The 16,964-nt window shown below is 60.9% G+C and carries 16 protein-coding genes and 1 riboswitch; of the genes, 11 read left to right on the forward strand and 5 right to left on the reverse strand.

The window, feature by feature from the left end; all coding sequences use genetic code 11:
• Window positions 1-75: 75 nt before the first annotated feature.
• From amyA to truB, 8 genes are all read left to right on the forward strand, one after another.
• Complete coding sequence (gene amyA / locus HPQ62_RS05670) at window positions 76-1,563, forward strand: alpha-amylase (RefSeq protein WP_174801559.1); 1,488 nt, start codon at window positions 76-78, stop codon at window positions 1,561-1,563.
• A gap of 363 nt (window positions 1,564-1,926) precedes the next feature.
• A complete protein-coding gene (locus HPQ62_RS05675; RefSeq protein WP_174801560.1) occupies window positions 1,927-3,534 on the forward strand; it encodes a peptide ABC transporter substrate-binding protein in 1,608 nt (535 codons plus the stop codon).
• 126 nt (window positions 3,535-3,660) lie between these two features.
• Window positions 3,661-4,587: an oligopeptide ABC transporter permease OppB gene (oppB, locus tag HPQ62_RS05680; RefSeq protein ID WP_174801561.1), complete on the forward strand. Its 927-nt coding sequence runs from the start codon at window positions 3,661-3,663 to the stop codon at window positions 4,585-4,587.
• 3 nt (window positions 4,588-4,590) lie between these two features.
• Entirely contained in the window at window positions 4,591-5,517 is a 927-nt protein-coding gene (locus HPQ62_RS05685) for an ABC transporter permease subunit (RefSeq protein ID WP_174801562.1), read from the forward strand.
• Window positions 5,514-6,500 carry an oligopeptide/dipeptide ABC transporter ATP-binding protein gene (locus HPQ62_RS05690; RefSeq protein ID WP_425312596.1) on the forward strand — a complete coding sequence of 329 codons (987 nt, stop codon included), beginning with the start codon at window positions 5,514-5,516 and terminating at the stop codon, window positions 6,498-6,500. The genes HPQ62_RS05685 and HPQ62_RS05690 overlap by 4 nt, the downstream gene beginning before the upstream one ends.
• On the forward strand, window positions 6,497-7,516 hold the full coding sequence (locus HPQ62_RS05695) for an ABC transporter ATP-binding protein (protein ID WP_174801564.1): 1,020 nt from the start codon (window positions 6,497-6,499) through the stop codon (window positions 7,514-7,516). The genes HPQ62_RS05690 and HPQ62_RS05695 overlap by 4 nt, the downstream gene beginning before the upstream one ends.
• Window positions 7,517-7,647: 131 nt before the next feature.
• Window positions 7,648-8,058 carry a 30S ribosome-binding factor RbfA gene (gene rbfA / locus HPQ62_RS05700; RefSeq protein ID WP_174801565.1) on the forward strand — a complete coding sequence of 137 codons (411 nt, stop codon included), beginning with the start codon at window positions 7,648-7,650 and terminating at the stop codon, window positions 8,056-8,058.
• A gap of 2 nt (window positions 8,059-8,060) precedes the next feature.
• Window positions 8,061-8,993, forward strand: coding sequence for a tRNA pseudouridine(55) synthase TruB (gene truB / locus HPQ62_RS05705; RefSeq protein ID WP_174801566.1), 933 nt, complete (start codon window positions 8,061-8,063; stop codon window positions 8,991-8,993).
• Between the two features lie 27 nt (window positions 8,994-9,020).
• Here truB and HPQ62_RS05710 read toward each other — a convergent pair whose 3' ends face one another.
• Complete coding sequence (locus HPQ62_RS05710) at window positions 9,021-9,677, reverse strand: SdpI family protein (RefSeq protein ID WP_174801567.1); 657 nt, start codon at window positions 9,675-9,677, stop codon at window positions 9,021-9,023.
• Entirely contained in the window at window positions 9,664-9,948 is a 285-nt protein-coding gene (locus HPQ62_RS05715) for a metalloregulator ArsR/SmtB family transcription factor (RefSeq protein ID WP_194246291.1), read from the reverse strand. The genes HPQ62_RS05710 and HPQ62_RS05715 overlap by 14 nt, the downstream gene beginning before the upstream one ends.
• 180 nt (window positions 9,949-10,128) lie before the next feature.
• Between HPQ62_RS05715 and HPQ62_RS05720 the strand changes: the two genes are divergently transcribed.
• Both HPQ62_RS05720 and HPQ62_RS05725 read left to right on the forward strand, forming a co-directional pair.
• Window positions 10,129-11,745 (forward strand): FMN-binding glutamate synthase family protein, encoded by a 1,617-nt coding sequence (locus HPQ62_RS05720; protein ID WP_174801568.1) that lies wholly within the window; start codon window positions 10,129-10,131, stop codon window positions 11,743-11,745.
• A 182-nt stretch (window positions 11,746-11,927) separates the two neighbouring features.
• Window positions 11,928-13,535 (forward strand): APC family permease, encoded by a 1,608-nt coding sequence (locus HPQ62_RS05725; protein ID WP_174801569.1) that lies wholly within the window; start codon window positions 11,928-11,930, stop codon window positions 13,533-13,535.
• Between the two features lie 196 nt (window positions 13,536-13,731).
• On the opposite strand, the gene apaG is transcribed toward HPQ62_RS05725, so the two are convergent.
• The gene (apaG, locus tag HPQ62_RS05730; protein ID WP_174801570.1) at window positions 13,732-14,127 is read right to left on the reverse strand and encodes a Co2+/Mg2+ efflux protein ApaG; all 396 of its coding nucleotides are present in this window, start codon (window positions 14,125-14,127) and stop codon (window positions 13,732-13,734) included.
• A gap of 66 nt (window positions 14,128-14,193) precedes the next feature.
• Entirely contained in the window at window positions 14,194-15,378 is a 1,185-nt protein-coding gene (locus HPQ62_RS05735) for an O-succinylhomoserine sulfhydrylase (RefSeq protein ID WP_174801571.1), read from the reverse strand.
• A gap of 34 nt (window positions 15,379-15,412) precedes the next feature.
• A riboswitch (SAM riboswitch) is annotated at window positions 15,413-15,490 on the reverse strand.
• A gap of 70 nt (window positions 15,491-15,560) precedes the next feature.
• On the opposite strand from HPQ62_RS05735, the gene HPQ62_RS05740 reads away from it, so the two are divergent.
• Window positions 15,561-16,649 (forward strand): 2'-deoxycytidine 5'-triphosphate deaminase, encoded by a 1,089-nt coding sequence (locus HPQ62_RS05740; RefSeq protein WP_194246285.1) that lies wholly within the window; start codon window positions 15,561-15,563, stop codon window positions 16,647-16,649.
• Between the two features lie 2 nt (window positions 16,650-16,651).
• On the opposite strand, the gene HPQ62_RS05745 is transcribed toward HPQ62_RS05740, so the two are convergent.
• Window positions 16,652-16,942 carry a YggT family protein gene (locus HPQ62_RS05745; protein WP_174801572.1) on the reverse strand — a complete coding sequence of 97 codons (291 nt, stop codon included), beginning with the start codon at window positions 16,940-16,942 and terminating at the stop codon, window positions 16,652-16,654.
• Between the last annotated feature and the right edge of the window lie 22 nt (window positions 16,943-16,964).

The following is a 16,964-nucleotide window of genomic DNA, read 5'->3' on the forward strand; positions in this document are numbered from 1 at the left end:
CGGACAGTGCGCGCGGAACTTTAGCGGGCCCAAACCGTTCCTGAGCGCTAATCATCCCACATAAGCGAGGGCATCGTGGCCGGACGCGTTCTTCTTCAATTCTTTCATTGGTATTATCCCGACGGTGGTCATCTGTGGAATGAGGTTGCCGAGCGGGCAGAAAGCCTCGCCGCGATGGGGGTCACCGATGTCTGGCTGCCGCCTGCCGGCAAGGGCGCGAATGGAGGCTATTCTGTTGGCTACGACGCCTATGACCTGTTCGACCTCGGCGAGTTCGATCAGAAGGGAACGGTTGCCACCAAATATGGCGACCGCGCCGCCTTCGAAAACGCCTGCCGCGCGCTTTCCGATCACGGCATCGGTGCGATCCATGATGTTGTCTTCAATCACAAGATGGGGGGCGACGAGCGCGAGGCGGTCAAGGTGCGGCGCGCCAATCCGGACAACAGGAACGAGATCGAAGACGAGGTTTTTGACGCCCACGCCTATACGCGCTTCACCTTTCCGGGCCGCCAGGGCAAATATTCGGAATTCATCTGGACGCATAAGTGCTTCACTGGGGTCGATTACATCGAGGATCCGAGCGACACCGGCGTGTTCCGTCTCATCAACGAGTACGGCGAAGGGGAATGGAGCCAGGAGGTCGACGAAGAGCTCGGCAATTACGATTATCTGATCGGCTCCGATGTCGAGTTCCGCAACCGCGCCGTCTACGAGGAACTGAAATACTGGGGCCGCTGGTTTGCCGAACAGGTGCCGGTCGCCGGCTTCCGCCTCGATGCGGCCAAGCATATTCCGGCATGGTTCTTCCGCGACTGGATCGGTCACATGCGCGAGAACGTGAAGGACGACCTGTTCGTGGTTGCCGAATACTGGCATCCCGATATCGGTGCGCTCAGCCATTACCTCGATCTCGTCGATCGCCAGCTGATGCTGTTCGATGTCGGGCTGCACCACCGGCTGCATGAGGCTTCGGCAAGCGGCGACAGCTTCGACATGCGCACGATCTTCGACGGATCGCTGCTTTCTGTCCATCCCGAACATACGGTCACGCTGGTCGAAAACCACGACACCCAGCCGCTGCAATCGCTGGAAGCAGCCGTGGAGCCATGGTTCAAGCCGCTGGCCTATGCCTTGATCCTGATGCGCGAACAGGGCACGCCGAGCATCTTCTACGCCGACCTGTTCGGCACCGAGTATCGTGACAAGGGCAATGACGGTAACGACTACGACATTGTCATGCCGAGGATCGAGTGCCTGCCGAAGCTGATCGAGGCCCGCAGGCGGTACGCCAATGGCGGCCAGACCGATGTTTTCGAAGATCCGCATTGCCTCGCGATCGTCCGCCACGGCACCGACGATGCGCCGGGTTCGGTCACGGTGCTGACCAATGCCGGCGAAAATGCGCGCGAGATCGAGCTTGGCGAGACCCACGGAAACGCTTCCTTCCGCGATTTCCTGGGACACCGCGAGGATGTCGTGACCACCGACGAAAACGGCAAGGCTAGCTTTCCGGTCAATGGCGGCAGCGTCAGCGTCTGGGTGCGGGAAGACAGTCTCTGAAAGGGCCGGAGGCGGCTGCGATGAAGGAGGAGCCGTGTCGCGCGAATACAAAGGGTCGCGGTGATTGTTGCAGGGAAGTCCGTTTTGACTGCGTTACCGAAAAGAAATTGCTCTTCGGGTCGAAAACTGTGGATAGAGCCATGGCTCTCCGCTCGGCTGCGCAACAAAATTTCCCTGAGGCTGCCGGGTGTTTGCGAATGCTGCGCAAACATTCCTGTCTGCGTACAAAGCTTTCCAAAATACCATTCTGTTCGGATAATGGTCGTGAAGGGTGGATTTTAATCGATTGTTTCATCTAAGTTTATCGGCTTAAGGTTGATCCAAAGCCCTGCGCAAGGGGCAACTCCAGAAGGAACCAGGACCATGAAGAAAACACTGATGCTTTCCGCAGCCCTGAGCCTCGTGCTCGCAGCGCCCGTGCTTGCAGCCAGCCCCGGCGCCGATGAAAAGCTCTCCGACAACCAGACCGTCAACTACTGGCTCCTCGATTCCAACAAGACGAAGGATCCGCAGAAGAATTCGGATGTCGAAGGCTCGCATATCGCCCGCCAGCTGTTCGAAGGCCTGTTCAACCAGAGCAATGAAGGCGAGCTGGTTCCGGGCGTGGCGACGAGCTTCGATGTTTCCGACGACAAGACGGTCTACACGTTCCATCTGCGCCCGGAGGCCAAGTGGTCGAACGGCGATCCTGTGACCGCCGATGACTTCGTTTTTGCGTGGCAGCGTCTTGTCGATCCAGCCACCGGCTCGACCTATGCCTGGTACGAAGAGCTGATGAATGTGAAGAATTCGTCGGAAATCATCGCCGGCGATGTCGCGCCCACCGAACTTGGCGTCAAGGCCGTTGACGATCACACTTTCGAAGTCACGCTCAACAGCCCGATCCCGTTCTTCACCAAGATGCTGACCCACACCTCGACCTTCCCGGTCAACAGGGCCGTGGTCGAGGAATATGGCGATGAGTGGACCCAGCCCGGCAAGCTCGTCGGCAATGGCGCCTACAAGCTTGTCGACGACAAGCTCGGTCAGGACATCACGCTCGAGCGTAACGAGAATTACTGGGACAATGACAACACGGTGATCGACACGCTCCACTTCCAGGCCGTCAACGACCAGGATCAGGCGCTGACCCGCTATCTTGCCGGCGAATTCGATTATGTCGAGCTGCCCTCCGGCCAGTTCCCGCGTCTGAAGGAAGAATATCCGGACCAGACCCACGCCGTGCCGCGCTCCTGCACCTATGCGTTCCTGTTCAATCTCTCGGACAAGGGACCGGAAGCGTTGAAGGATGTGCGCGTGCGCAAGGCGCTCTCCTATGCGATGAACCGCGACGTCGTGGTCAACAACATCACCCGCGGCGGCCAGAAGCCGGCCTATAGCTGGACCTATTTCGCCACCTCCGACTTCACGCCGCCGGTCACGGATTATTCTGAGTGGACGCAGGAAGAGCGCAACGAGAAGGCCGTCGAGCTGCTGGAAGAGGCCGGTTACGACAAGAACAATCCGCTGAACCTCACGCTTTCCTACAACACGTCTGACGACCACAAGAAGATCGCAGTCGCCGCGCAGCAGTTCTGGAAGGCGATCGGCGTCAATGTCACGCTCAACAATGCCGAGTGGAAGGTCTATCTGGACGACCTCAAGAACTACAATTTCGACATCGGCCGCTACGCATGGTGCGGCGACTATGATGAGGCTTCGACCTATCTCGATTATTTCCGCACGGGCGGCATGAATTACGGCGGCTTCTCCGATCCGGACTACGACGAAATGATGAAGGCGTCGTTGACGGCGGAAGATCCGGCCGCCGACTATGACAAGGCCGAGCAGATCCTCGCCGAGCAGATGCCGCTGGTGCCGATCTACTTCTATTCGACACCGGTCATGGTGCCGGCCGATCTCAAGGGCCTGCCGGTCGAAAACGTTCTGCAGAACTGGTACGGCAAGGACCTTTACCGGGTCGCCGAGTAAGCGGGCAGGGGGCGGCGCCGCAAGCGCTGCCCCCGATGCTTCCCATCTTCCGTCCGTTTTCGCGGTTGCGGCTGCGCCATTGTTGCGCAACCATGCATCATACGGACCAATGAGGACCGGCTGATCATGCTCGGCTACATCGTCAAACGCCTGTTTGTTGCGATTCCCACGATCCTTCTGCTGATCGTGTTTTCCTTCTTTCTGATGCACGCCGCCCCAGGCGGGCCGTTCACATCCGAGCGCGCCCTGCCGCCGCAGGTGATGGCCAATATCAACGCCAAGTACGGCCTCGACCAGCCGCTTCTGGTGCAGCTATCGGATTATATCTGGGGCATCGTCACCCGCTTCGATTTCGGTCCGTCCTTCGTCTATCCGGATCAGACCGTGAATTCGATCATTGCCCAGGGCTTTCCGGTGACGCTGACCTATGGGCTGCTCTCGGCGGTGGTGGCATCGCTCGTCGGCGTCACCCTCGGCGTGGTCGCCGCCGTCCGCCACAACAGCTGGCTCGACAGCCTCGCCGTCGGCATTTCGGTCGGCGCGCAAGTGCTGCCGAATTTCGTGATGGCGCCGGTGCTGGTGCTGGTGTTCACGCTATGGCTCGGCTGGCTGCCCGGCGGCGGCTGGGGCGGGCTTTCGCATCCCTCCTACATCATCATGCCGGTGATCGCGCTTTCGACCTCCTACATGGCTTCGATCGCACGCATCACCCGATCTTCCATGCTGGAAGTGATGAATTCCAACCACATCCGCACAGCCAAGGCGAAGGGGCTTCCGATGCGCCGCATCGTCATGCGCCATGCGCTGAAGCCCGCGCTTCTGCCGGTGATTTCCTATCTCGGTCCGGCCTTTGTCGGCATGATCACCGGTTCGGTGGTGATCGACATGTTCTTCTCGACCGGCGGCATCGGCAAGTTCTTCGTCGATTCGGCGCTCAACCGCGACTATGCCGTGATGATGGGGATCACCATCCTGCTCGGCGCGCTCACCATCGCCTTCAACCTCCTCGTCGATATCCTCTATGCCTGGATCGACCCGAAAATCAGGTACTGAGCCATGATGATCGCGAAAGATAAGCTCAACAGCCTCAACGAGGCGATGGCAGAGGGCAATGAAAAGGGGCGTTCGCCCTTCGCCGATGCCAGGGTGCGATTTTTCAAGAACCGGCTGGCGCTGATCGGGCTTCTGCTGCTCGCCTTCATCGTCGCTTTTGCGGTTTTCGGTCCATTCATCGCGCGCTGGCCGATTGACGAGATCGACTTCATGGTGATGGGCGATATCGCCCGTGATGGCGGTCCGTCCTTCGCCAACGGCCATTATTTCGGGACGGATGATCTCGGCCGCGATCTCTTCGCCCGCACCGTGCTCGGCACCCAGATCTCGCTTGCCGTCGGCCTGATCGGCTCCTCGATTGCCGTTCTCGTCGGCACCATCTACGGCGCGGCGTCCGGATATTTCGGCGGCCGCATCGACGGTGTGATGATGCGGATCGTCGATATCCTGCTCGCTATCCCGTACATGTTCGTGCTGATCCTGCTTCTGGTGATGTTCGGCCGTTCGCTGGTGCTGCTGTTCGTCGGCATCGGGCTTCTGTCCTGGCTCGAGATGAGCCGGATCGTGCGCGGCCAGACGCTGACGCTCAAGGGGCGCGAATATATCGAGGCCGCGCAGGCGACAGGCGTTGCGCCCCGCACCATCATCCGGCGCCATATCGTGCCAAACCTTCTTGGCGTGGTCATTGTCTATGCCACGCTTCTTGTGCCGGGGATGATCCTGTCCGAGAGCTTCATCTCCTTCCTCGGCCTTGGCGTTCAGGAACCGCTGACGAGCCTCGGAGCGCTGATTTCGCAAGGGGCGGCCACGATGAATTACGGAACGCTCTGGCAGCTCGTCTTTCCGCTGCTGTTCTTCATCCTCACGCTGTTTTCGTTCTTCTTTCTGGGCGATGGACTGCGCGATGCGCTCGACCCGAAGGATCGATGATCATGGCGCTGCTTGATGTGAATGATCTCAACGTCCGCTTTCAGACCAATTCCGGCCCGGTCTATGCCGTGCGCGGCGTCGACATGAAGCTTGATCGCGGCGAGACGCTCGCGATCGTGGGCGAGAGCGGCTCTGGCAAGAGCCAGACCGTGTTTGCGATGATGGGCCTGCTTGCCGGCAATGGCGAGGCGAGCGGCTCGGTGAAATTCGATGGCACCGAAATCCTCAATGCCGCGCCGAAGGTGTTGAACCCGATCCGGGCAAACCGGATGGCGATCATCTTCCAGGATCCGATGACGTCGCTGAACCCCTATATGCGGGTCTCCGACCAGATGGCCGAAGTGCTCCAGCTCCACAAGGGCATGAGCAAGCGCGCCGCCGTGAAGGAGGCAGCGCAGATGCTGGATGCGGTGCGCATTCCCGATGCCGCCTCGCGGGTGAACCTCTATCCGCACGAATTTTCCGGCGGCATGCGCCAGCGGGTGATGATCGCCATGGCGCTGCTCTGTCGTCCCGACGTGCTGATCGCCGATGAGCCGACCACCGCGCTCGATGTCACGGTGCAGGCGCAGATCATGAAGCTCCTGCACGAGTTGCAGAAGGAGTTCGGCATGGCGCTCATCCTGATCACGCACGATCTTGGCGTGGTTGCAGGTTCCGCCGAGCGGGTGATCGTGATGTATGGCGGGCAGGTGATGGAAAAGGGGCCGGTCCATCCGCTGTTTGCCGAGCCGACCCATCCCTATACGCGCGGCCTCCTCGGCTCCGTTCCCCGCGTCGACCGGCAGGACGAGGCGCTGCTGTCGATCCCCGGCAATCCGCCCAATATGGCGAAGATGCATCGGGGCTGTCCCTTCGCCCCGCGCTGCGATTTCGCCGGCGATGACTGTGTCGATCATCTCGATCCACTGACGGAATTCGCCCCGGGCCGGTACCGCGCCTGCAACCGTCCGGTCTCCGTGGTCACGGGAGGAAGTCAATGACAGCGCTTCTGAAGGCGGAAGATGTCCGCGTTACATTCGAGATCCACCGCCGCGGCGCGATGCCGTGGGCAAAGGCCCTCAAGCTTCATGCGGTCAACGGCGTCAGTTTCGAGCTCAACGCCGGCGAGACGCTGGGCATTGTCGGCGAATCGGGCTGCGGCAAGTCCACGCTAGCGCGTTCGATCATCCGCATGGTGCCGGCCACGGGCACCGTGCGCTGGAATGACGAAACCGACCTCCTGTCGCTGTCGCCAAAGGCGATGATGCGCTATCGCAACGATATCCAGATGATCTTTCAGGATCCACTGGCAAGCCTCAACCCGCGCATGCAGGTTGGCGATATCATTGCCGAGCCGCTGAAGACCCACGACAGGAGCCTGTCGTCGAAGGAAGTCCGCGCACGTGTCGAGGAAATGATGCGTCTCGTTGGCCTTCTGCCGAACCAGATCAACCGCTATCCGCACGAATTCTCCGGCGGCCAGTGCCAGCGCATCGGCATTGCCCGTGCCCTGATCGTCAAGCCGAAGCTGATCATCTGCGACGAGCCGGTTTCCGCGCTCGACGTTTCGATCCAGGCGCAGGTGATCAACCTTTTGATGGATCTGCAGCGCGATCTCGGTCTTGCGCTGATGTTCATCGCGCATGACCTTTCCGTGGTCAAACACATCTCGACGCGCGTGATGGTGCTCTATCTTGGCCAGGTGATGGAGATCGCGCCAAGCGTCGATCTCTATGCCTCGCCGCAGCATCCCTATACCCAGGCGCTGTTGTCGGCGGTGCCGATCCCCGATCCGGAAATCGAGCGGAACAAGAGATTTTTGCCGATCGAAGGGGATCTGCCAAGCCCGCTCAACCCTCCGTCCGGTTGCGTTTTCCGCACGCGCTGCCCGCGTGCAACTGAACTCTGCGCCAGGGAGGAGCCAAAGCTTCGTCCTGCCGGCGATCACGCCGCGCAGCAGGTCGCCTGTCATTATCCGGGGCCGGCGAAGCCGGAAGAGCTTGAGGCGGCCGTCTAGCGCCTCCCGCCCGCTTGCCCTCGATTGACCTTCGCGTCCCGAAGCGCTAAACGGGGCGCCACATGGCGTCCGGCCGGGTTCGAACCCCGTCAGACCGGATCGAAAACGAACACGAACGAATCAGGACTTTTATGACGAGAGCTACCTCCTCGGCGCCCTCCCAGCGCATGCTGCGCGTTGGCGAACAGGTGCGCGCCGCCATTACCAAGGTGCTGCAGCGGGGCGAACTCCTCGATCCGCTGCTCGAGACCACGGTGATTTCGATTTCCGAAGTCAGGATGTCGCCGGACCTGAAGGTCGCGACCGCCTATGTCACGCCGCTTGGCCAGACCGACCATGATGCCGTGGTCAAGGCGCTGAACCATCATGCCAAGTTCCTGCGCGGCCGGATCAGCCGGGAACTGCGGCAAATGAAGTACATGCCGGAGCTGCGCTTCCGCGACGACACCAGTTTCGAGAACTATCGCAAGATCGACGAATTGCTGCACTCGCCAGAAGTGGCGCGCGATCTCGATCATGATGAAGACGACACAGAAGAATAAGCATGGCACGACAGAGAAAACCCAAGGGCCGCCCGATTTCCGGTTGGCTGATCCTCGATAAGCCGATCGATTTCGGCTCGACCGAAGCCGTTTCCAAGATCAAGTGGCTGTTCAAGGCCCAGAAGGCCGGTCATGCCGGCACGCTCGATCCGCTCGCCTCCGGCATGCTGCCGATCGCGCTGGGTGATGCCACCAAGACCGTGCCCTACGTCATGGAAGGCCGGAAGATCTATGAATTCACGGTCACCTGGGGCGAGGAGCGCACCACGGACGATCTCGAGGGCGAGGTCAGCGAAAGCTCCGACAACCGTCCGTCGAAGGAAGCCATCGAGGCGCTGCTTGCGAAATACACCGGCGTCATCGAGCAGGTGCCGCCGCAGTTTTCCGCCATCAAGATCGATGGAAACCGCGCCTACGACCTGGCGCGAGAGGGCGAGACCGTCGATATCCCGACCCGTGAGGTCGAAATCCATCGGCTGACGCTTCTCGGATGCCCGGACGAGAATTCGGCTGAATTCGAGGTCGAATGTGGCAAGGGCACCTATGTGCGCGCACTTGCCCGCGACATGGGCCGCGATCTCGGCTGCTTCGGCCACATCTCCTCGCTGCGCCGCCCCTTCGTCGCGCCGTTTGCCGAGGACATGCTGGTGCCGCTTTCGGAACTCACCGCACTGGAAGAGATCGAGGACGATGCCGAACGCTTTGCAGCGCTCGAGGAATATCTGATCGATACGTCCGAGGCACTGACGAGCCTGCCGCATGTACCGGTGACCGAAGAGCAGGCGCGCCGCCTGAAACTCGGCAATCCGATCATCCTGCGTGGCGCCCATGCGCCGGTGGAAGAGCCGGATGCTTATGCGTCCGTCGCCGGAAAGCTGGTGGCGATCGGCGAGATTGCCGAGGGCCAGTTCAGGCCGCGGCGCGTCTTCGGCTGATCGTGTAAAAGACGCCGGTACCCGGAACTAGCCGTTCGAACGCTCCGGGTGCCGCGACCAGCGATAGCTGATCACGCTTGCTGCAAGCATCGGCACAGCCACGCAGGCCACAAGGGCTGCGACAAGCCACGGCCCTGCCGGGACCACAAAGGCTACAATCACGAGCACGACGGCGAAGACGATCATGAGCTTGCCGGCGAGCCGGTGCGTTGCCTGCCAGATCAGCGGATCGGCGAGCGTCCACGGCAGGCGCAATCCCGCATAGCGATTAGGCTGCGACTTCGGCAGGGCATTGCCGATCAGGACCATCAGCACAGCTTCAGCCAGGGCCACCAGCTGCAGCATGTCGATGTTGCGGCCAAGAGCCGTCATGACGACGCCCCCCTGGATTGCGAGGCAGATGATCAGGGCGGCCGTAATCGCTGCCCTTGCGACATGGCGTCCGTTCTGGGCCGAGCGGCGCCTGCCGGCAATGAGGTTCAGGCAAAGCATGGCAAGCGCGATCACAGGCAGGACCGCAAGCGCGTAGTTGCGCGGCCAGAAGGCATCGGGCGTGCCGTTGACGCCCCAGTGGATCGGCACGGCTGCGGTTGCCGGGATCATGATGAAGCCGAGCAGGGTGACAACAGCAAGGCCTGCCAGCAGCGCAAGCTGCATCAGGGATATGGGACTATTCTTCTTCATCGTGCCGATCCTTCAAGCCGAGCAGCGCCGCGACCGACTGTTCCAGCAGCGAAGCATTGAGATGGTAGACGAGGCTCGTTCCCTTCCGCTCCACCGTGATCAGTTCAGCCTCCTTCAGCCTTGCAAAATGGACCGATAGCGTCGGCTTGGTCAGATCGAAGTGATCCGCGAGCGCGCCGGCACGCATGGGGCCTGCCTGCAGCAGCGTCAGGATCCTTCGCCTCACCGGATGGGAAAGCGCCTCAAAGACCGTTTTTATGGAAACCTCCAGAGTTTCGTTTCTATGCTAATTAGATGAAAGACTAAATAAGTCAAGGCCGTCGTCGCTATCCGGCTTATATGAGGGAAAACGCATTTAAATCCGCTATCGCATTCGGGTCTTGATATTTCCGCCAGAGTGTTTAGCCAGATGATACAGACCATTTTCATCGAACAGTCTGGGAGGACGCGCATGCTGGATATGATCATGCGGTGCATCGTACCGATTGCCGCCGCTTTCTTTACAATCATCGCGGTTGCAACCGGCTGGTTCTGGATCCTGCTGATCACGGTCCCGGCTTTGGCGGTTTCCTTCTATGACTGGTTCCAGTCGTCCTGGACGATTACGCGCAACTATCCGGCGCTCGGGCGCTTCCGCTGGCTTGCGCTTTCGCTGCGCCCGTTCATCCGGGCCTATGCGGTTGAGGATGACACCCACGGCACGCCCTATTCCTATGCTGCCCGCCAGTTGATCAAGACCCGCGCGCACGGCCTTTCCGATACGGTGCCGTTTGGCACCGAACTCGAGGTCTATGACGATCCGCATCACTGGATCTCGCACAGCATGGCGCCGCACACGGATCCGGACCGTTCTCCCCGCGTGCGGGTTGGCAACGAGCAGTGCTCCAAGCCCTACGACGCGTCGATCCTCAATATCTCCGCCATGAGCTTCGGCTCGCTGTCGGCCAATGCGGTGCGCGCCATGAATATCGGCGCCAAGACCGGGGGCTTCTATCAGGACACGGGCGAGGGCGGTCTCAGCCGCTACCATCTGGAGCATGGCGGCGACATCGTCTGGGAAATCGGCTCGGGCTATTTCGGCGCGCGCGACAAGGACGGTCGGTTCGATCCGGAAAAATTCCGCGACAAGGCCGCCAATGATGCGGTCAAGATGACGGAAATCAAGGTCAGCCAGGGCGCGAAGCCCGGCCATGGCGGCATGCTGCTCGCCTCCAAGGTGACGCCGGAAATCGCAGAAGTGCGCGGCGTGCCCGTTCACGAAAACTGTCTTTCGCCGCGCGGCCACTCCTCCTTTTCCACGCCGACGGAAATGCTCGAGTTTGCCGCGAAGATGCGTGACCTTTCAGGCGGGAAGCCGGTCGGCATCAAGTTCTGCGTCGGCCAGCCGCACGAACCCTTCGCGCTCGTGAAGGCGATGCTTTCAACCGGCATCTACCCGGATTTCATCGTCATCGATGGCGCTGAAGGCGGAACCGGGGCTGCGCCGCTCGAACTTGCCGACTGGGTCGGCATGCCGCTCTGGGATGGCCTGATCATCATGCGCAATGCGCTCGTCGGGGCAGGCGTCAAGCAGCATGTCCGTCTTGCCGCCAGCGGCAAGGTCTATTCGGGCATGGGGATTGCCCATAATCTCGCCATCGGCGCCGACTGGTGCAACGCGGCCCGTGCCTTCATGATGTCGGTCGGTTGCATCCAGGCCCAGCGCTGCCACACTGGCACCTGTCCGACGGGTGTAACAACCCAGGACAAATGGCGCCAGCGCGCCCTGGTGCCGGAAGAGCAGGGCGCTCACGCTGCCCGTTTCCACAAGAAGACCGTCGAGGCGCTGTCGGAAATCGTTGCTGCCTGTGGCTATGCGCACCCGCAGGATCTGCAGCCCCATCACATCATGCACCGCGTCGGTTCGCATGATGCCGTGCCGCTCGACAAGCTTCACACCTTCCTGCCGGAAGGCGTGCTGCTGGACGATCCCGACTCGACGCTCTACGCGGACTGGTGGCGCGCCGCCAGCCCCGACAGCTTCCGGCCCACCGCCGATCTCGTGCGGATGCGGGCCAGCAATGGCTAGCAGTATTGCGTGCATTCTTACTTACGCACGTAATCCTCTAATATAAAGAATTTACAACCGCGCCGATTGACTTGCGCCGTCACCGGTCGGAATACTGAACTCGGAGACTGAAATTCACTGTAGTAGGCCAGCAGGGGTGGTTGGCTGCAATCGGCAAGCGCGTTGAGCTAAGGGGGTTTTCTATGGCAATGCGACGCGAAATTGGGCTGCTCGGTTTGACATTTGTCGCCGTCGGCGGTGTTCTTGGTTCCGGTTGGCTGTTCGCCCCGCTTGATACGGCGCAGCTTGCGGGTCCTGCTTCCATCATTTCATGGCTGATCGGTGCCGTGGCGATGCTTCTGATCGCCCTCACCTACGCTGAAAATTCCACGCTGTTTCCGATTGCCGGCGGCATCGCCCGCATTCCGCAGTTCTCGCATGGCAGGCTGCTCGCGCTTGCCATGGGGTGGAGCGCCTGGGTGGGCTACTGCACCACCGCGCCGATCGAGGTGAAGGCCTCGCTCGGCTATGCGTCCTCCTACCTTCCCTGGCTGACCAACAGCACGGGCGGACTGACCTTTGCGGGCTATGTGGCGGCAGCGATCTTCCTTGCTGTTCTGACGGTCATCAACGTCTTCGGCGTCGCCTGGTTTGCCCGCATCAACACGGCAATGACCTGGTTCAAGCTGATCGTGCCGGTGATCTTCATCGTCGTGATCGTGGCCGCCCGTTTCGAACCGTCGAACTTCACCTCGGCAGGCGGCTTCGCGCCCTTCGGCGTTCCCGGCATCTTTGCTGCGGTGTCGACCGGCGGTGTGGTCTTCGCCTTCATCGGCTTCCGCCACGCGATCGACCTTGCAGGCGAGGTGCGCAATTCCCAGCGCGTCATTCCGCTGGCGCTGATCATGTCGGTGCTGATCTGCCTTGCGATCTATGTCGGCCTGCAGATCGCCTTTGTCGGCGCCATCGATCCGGCTTCGCTTGCAAAGGGCTGGCAGACGATCGAGGCAAGTCATGAACTGGGCCCGCTCGGTGCACTGGCAACCTCCGTGGGCGTGTTGTGGCTGCTCAGCATGCTGAATGTCGCAGCCGTGATCTCCCCGGCCGGTAGCGGCCTGGTGTCGGTCGGCTCAAACGCCCGACTGGCGCTCGCGATGTCGAACAACGGCGTGTTCCCGCGGCTGTTCGCCAAGCTCAACGAATATGGCGTGCCGCTCTGGGGCCTGATCCTGAACTATGTCGTGGCGCTGTTCATGCTGATCGTGCTGCCGTTCCAGGAAATCCTGGCGCTCAACAGCGCGGCGGTGGTGCTGTCCTTTATCGCCGGTCCGGTGTCGATGGTCGCCTTCCGCTACCTGGCGCCCAATGCGCATCGCCCCTTCGTGGTGCCGGCTGCAGGCGTGGTCGGTGCCATTGCCTTTGCGATCGCAACCCTGATGATCTACTGGTCCGGCTGGAGCACGATCTGGGTATTGCTGGCGCTTCTGGCCGTCGGCGCGGTGCTGTTCTTCCTGCGGCTTGCCGTCATCGGCAGGGAAGATCTGGAGCCGGCGAGTGCTGTCTGGTTCGCGATCTATATGGCAGGCCTCAGCATCCTCTCCTATTTCGGCGGCTATGGCGGCGGTCTCAATCTCATACCGCATCCGCTTGATAGCGTCGTGGTGGTGCTGTTTGCACTGGTGACTTTCCTGCTGGCCGTGCGCGGCCGTGTTACCCAGGAGGTCTTCGAACGCTTCCGCCATGAACAGCATGAGATCGAACGTCAGGAATATGACGGCGATGATGCCGAGGACGTGATGACGCGGGAATAGACTTTCCGCTTGAACAAGGATTTCAGGGCCGTTCCTTCTCGAGAAGGAGCGGCCTTGTTGATTCAGGGCTGCGCCGGTGGCTTCCGGCAAAAGGCGGAGCGGTTGCGTGGGATCAGGGCAAGGCTATTTCGCAGCAATCCTCCGCTCGGGCGCAGTCTTGCGGGCGTCAGGTGGTTCTCGAAAACCGCGAAAGCTTCTAATGGGCCCGGCGCACGTCGTAGGGCGAATCCAGCGAGAAGGCGGGAATGTCGACCTGCAGCAGGCGGTCGTCGGCGGTCTTGACGATGTAGTGACCGACCATGATGCCGGACGGCGTATCGAGCGGGACGGCAGACTGATAGGCGTAGCGCTCCTTTGCGGCGATCACCGGCTGCTTGCCGGCAATGCCCGAGCCCGACACGGTTTCGACGATGCCCTCGGTATTGGTAATGGACCAGTGGCGGGAAAGAACCTGCATCGGGCTATCGGAGTGATTGACGATCTCGATCTCGTAGGCCCACACGAAATGCTCTTCCCCCGGGTTTGAATGCCCATCGAGGAAGGTCGGTTTTACCCGAACTTCGATTTCGTGCGTCGTTGCCCTGTAATGCACTGTTTCTCCCGGGGCATCTGCCCCGGGCGGCCGCCAACGGGAGACCGCCCCTGAGGGCTATTTGGCTCAGTGCGGCAGTTTTGCAAGGGCTGCTGCGAAATCCTCGATCAGATCGTCGGTGTCCTCGATGCCCGCAGAAAAGCGAACCGTGCCGGCGGTGATGCCGAGTTCGGCCCGCGCGTCTTCCGACAGGTTCTTGTGCGTGGTGGTCGCCGGATGGGTGATCAAGCTCTTGGCGTCGCCGAGATTGTTGGAGATCGAGATCACCTCAAGGTGATCCTGAAGCGCGAATGCCGCCTCCTTGCCGCCCTTCAGTTCGAAGGCAACCAGCGATGAGCCAGCGGCCATCTGCTTCTTGACGATGTCGGCTTGCGGGTGGTCGGCGCGGCCCGGATAGATCACGCGCGCAACCTGCTTCTGATCGGCGAGGAAATCGGCAATCCTGCCCGCGCTTTCGGTCTGCTGGCGCACGCGCAGCGGAAAGGTTTCAAGACCCTTCAGCAGCAGCCAGGCATTGAACGGCGAAAGCGCCGGCCCGGTGTGGCGGAAATAGTCCTGGAGCTCTTCCTCGATCCATTCCTTCGAGGAAAGCACGACGCCGCCGAGGCACCGGCCCTGACCATCAATATGCTTGGTCGCCGAATAGACCACGATATCGACGCCGAGTTCGAGCGGCTTCTGGTAAAGGGCCGTGGCGAAGACGTTGTCGACAACGGTGCGCGCGCCGGCCTGTTTTGCAAGGGCCGCCACGCCTGCGATATCCACCACTTCCAGCGTCGGGTTGGTCGGGCTCTCAAGAAAGAACAGCTTGGTGTTGGGGCGGATTGCGGCTTCCCAGTTGGCAAGATCGCGGCCATCGACCAGCGTGCATTCGATGCCGTATTTCGGTGCGAGCGTTTCCACCACCCAGCGGCAGGAGCCGAACAGCGCGCGAGCGGCAACAATATGATCGCCCGCCTTCAGCTGGCAGAGGATCGCTGCGGAAACGGCGGCCATGCCGGATGCGGTGGCGCGCGCGTCTTCGGCCCCTTCAAGCGCGCACATGCGCTGCTCGAACATGGCGTTGGTGGGGCTGCCGTAGCGGGCATAGATGAAGCCGTCTGCCTCACCCTTGAACCTTGCCTCGGCGGAAGCGGAGTTCTCGTAGAGAAAGCCCTGCGTCATGAAGATGCCTTCCGACATCTCGCCATATTGCGAGCGGAGGCTGCCACCGTGAACGAGCTTGGTCTGCGGACGCCAGGACTTCTTCATCATTGATCTCCAAACAAAAAAACCGGTCGCAAAGGGACCGGTTCACCCGGCCTTTTAGCTAGTTGTTTAACGTGGCTGCAAGCCGACCGGCCAAATCACCACGGGTATAAAGGCGGCATAATCCCTATAAGCGCTTGCGTCAATTCTCAAAGCTTGGTTTTGTCCCCCAACAGGAGCAAATCATGTCAAATAAGCCCGGAATTCTGGCCGATCGCGCGATCGCCAGCCTGTTTCAGAACGGCAACCTCATTGCCAGCGCCGAACGCGACCGCGATCAGATCCAGCCCGCAAGCCTCGATCTGAGGCTTGGCGCCAAGGCCTACCGCGTGCGGGCGAGCTTTCTTCCCGGCCCCGGCCACAAGGTTGAAGACAAGCTTTCCCGCCTGTCGCTTCATGAGATCGACTTGAGCGAGGGCGCGGTGCTGGAAACGGGCTGTGTCTATATCGTGGAACTCATGGAAGCGCTGAGACTTGCGGACGGTCTGTCGGCCTCGACCAATCCGAAAAGCTCGACGGGCAGGCTCGACATCTTCACCCGCGTGATTTCCGATTACGCGCAGGAATTCGACATCATCCCGGCCGGCTATGAAGGGCCGCTCTATCTGGAGATTTCGCCGCGCACCTTTCCGATCATCGTGCGGCAGGGCTCGCGCCTGTCGCAGATCCGGTTCCGCACCGGCCAGTCCGTGCTTTCGGAAGAGGCGCTCCTGGCGCTCCACCAGCGCGAGACGCTGGTTGCAAGCGACATGCCGAATGTTTCTGGCGGCGGCATCGCGCTCTCCATCGATCTGGCGGGCGAGGGGCTCGTCGGCTATCGCGGCAAGCACCATACCGGCGTGATCGATGTCGACCGCAAGGCAGGCTACGACATTCTCGATTTCTGGGAGCCGATCCATGGCCGCGGCAAGGGAGAGCTGATCCTCGATCCGGACGAGTTCTACATCCTCGTCTCGCGCGAGGCGGTACACGTGCCGCCGCTATGTGCTGCGGAAATGACGCCGTTCGATCCGCTGGTGGGCGAGTTCCGCGTGCATTATGCCGGCTTCTTCGATCCCGGTTTCGGCCATGCGGGTGCTGGCGGCAGAGGCGCGCGCGCGGTTCTGGAAGTGCGCAGCCACGAAGTGCCGTTCATCCTGGAGCACGGCCAGATCGTCGGCCGTCTGATCTACGAGAACATGCTGGAAATGCCCGAAACGCTCTACGGCGCGGGACTTGGCTCGAACTATCAGGCGCAGGGCCTGAAGCTTTCCAAGCATTTCCGGGCAGATTGAGATCAATAAAGGCGGGGTATGATGCCCGTCAGGATCAGCCGCTGCAGGAAGAACACGATCAACAGCACGATGACCGGCGAAATGTCGATCCCGCCAAGATTGGGCAGGAAATTACGGATCGGCCGGTACACCGGCTCGGTGAGCGCGTAGAGCGTGCGTCCGATCGAGTTGATGAACGGGCTTCCGGCGTTGACGATGTTGAATGCGAAGAGCCAGGAGAAGATGGCGCCGGCGATGATGATCCACTTGTAGATCTCAAGCGCATAGTAAATCGTCTCGAACAGCGCGATCATGAAGAACTCCCGTTTTTTCCTT

Origin of the sequence: Martelella limonii (assembly GCF_013344475.1) — a bacterium.
GTDB classification, from domain to species: Bacteria; Pseudomonadota; Alphaproteobacteria; order Rhizobiales; family Rhizobiaceae; genus Martelella; species Martelella limonii.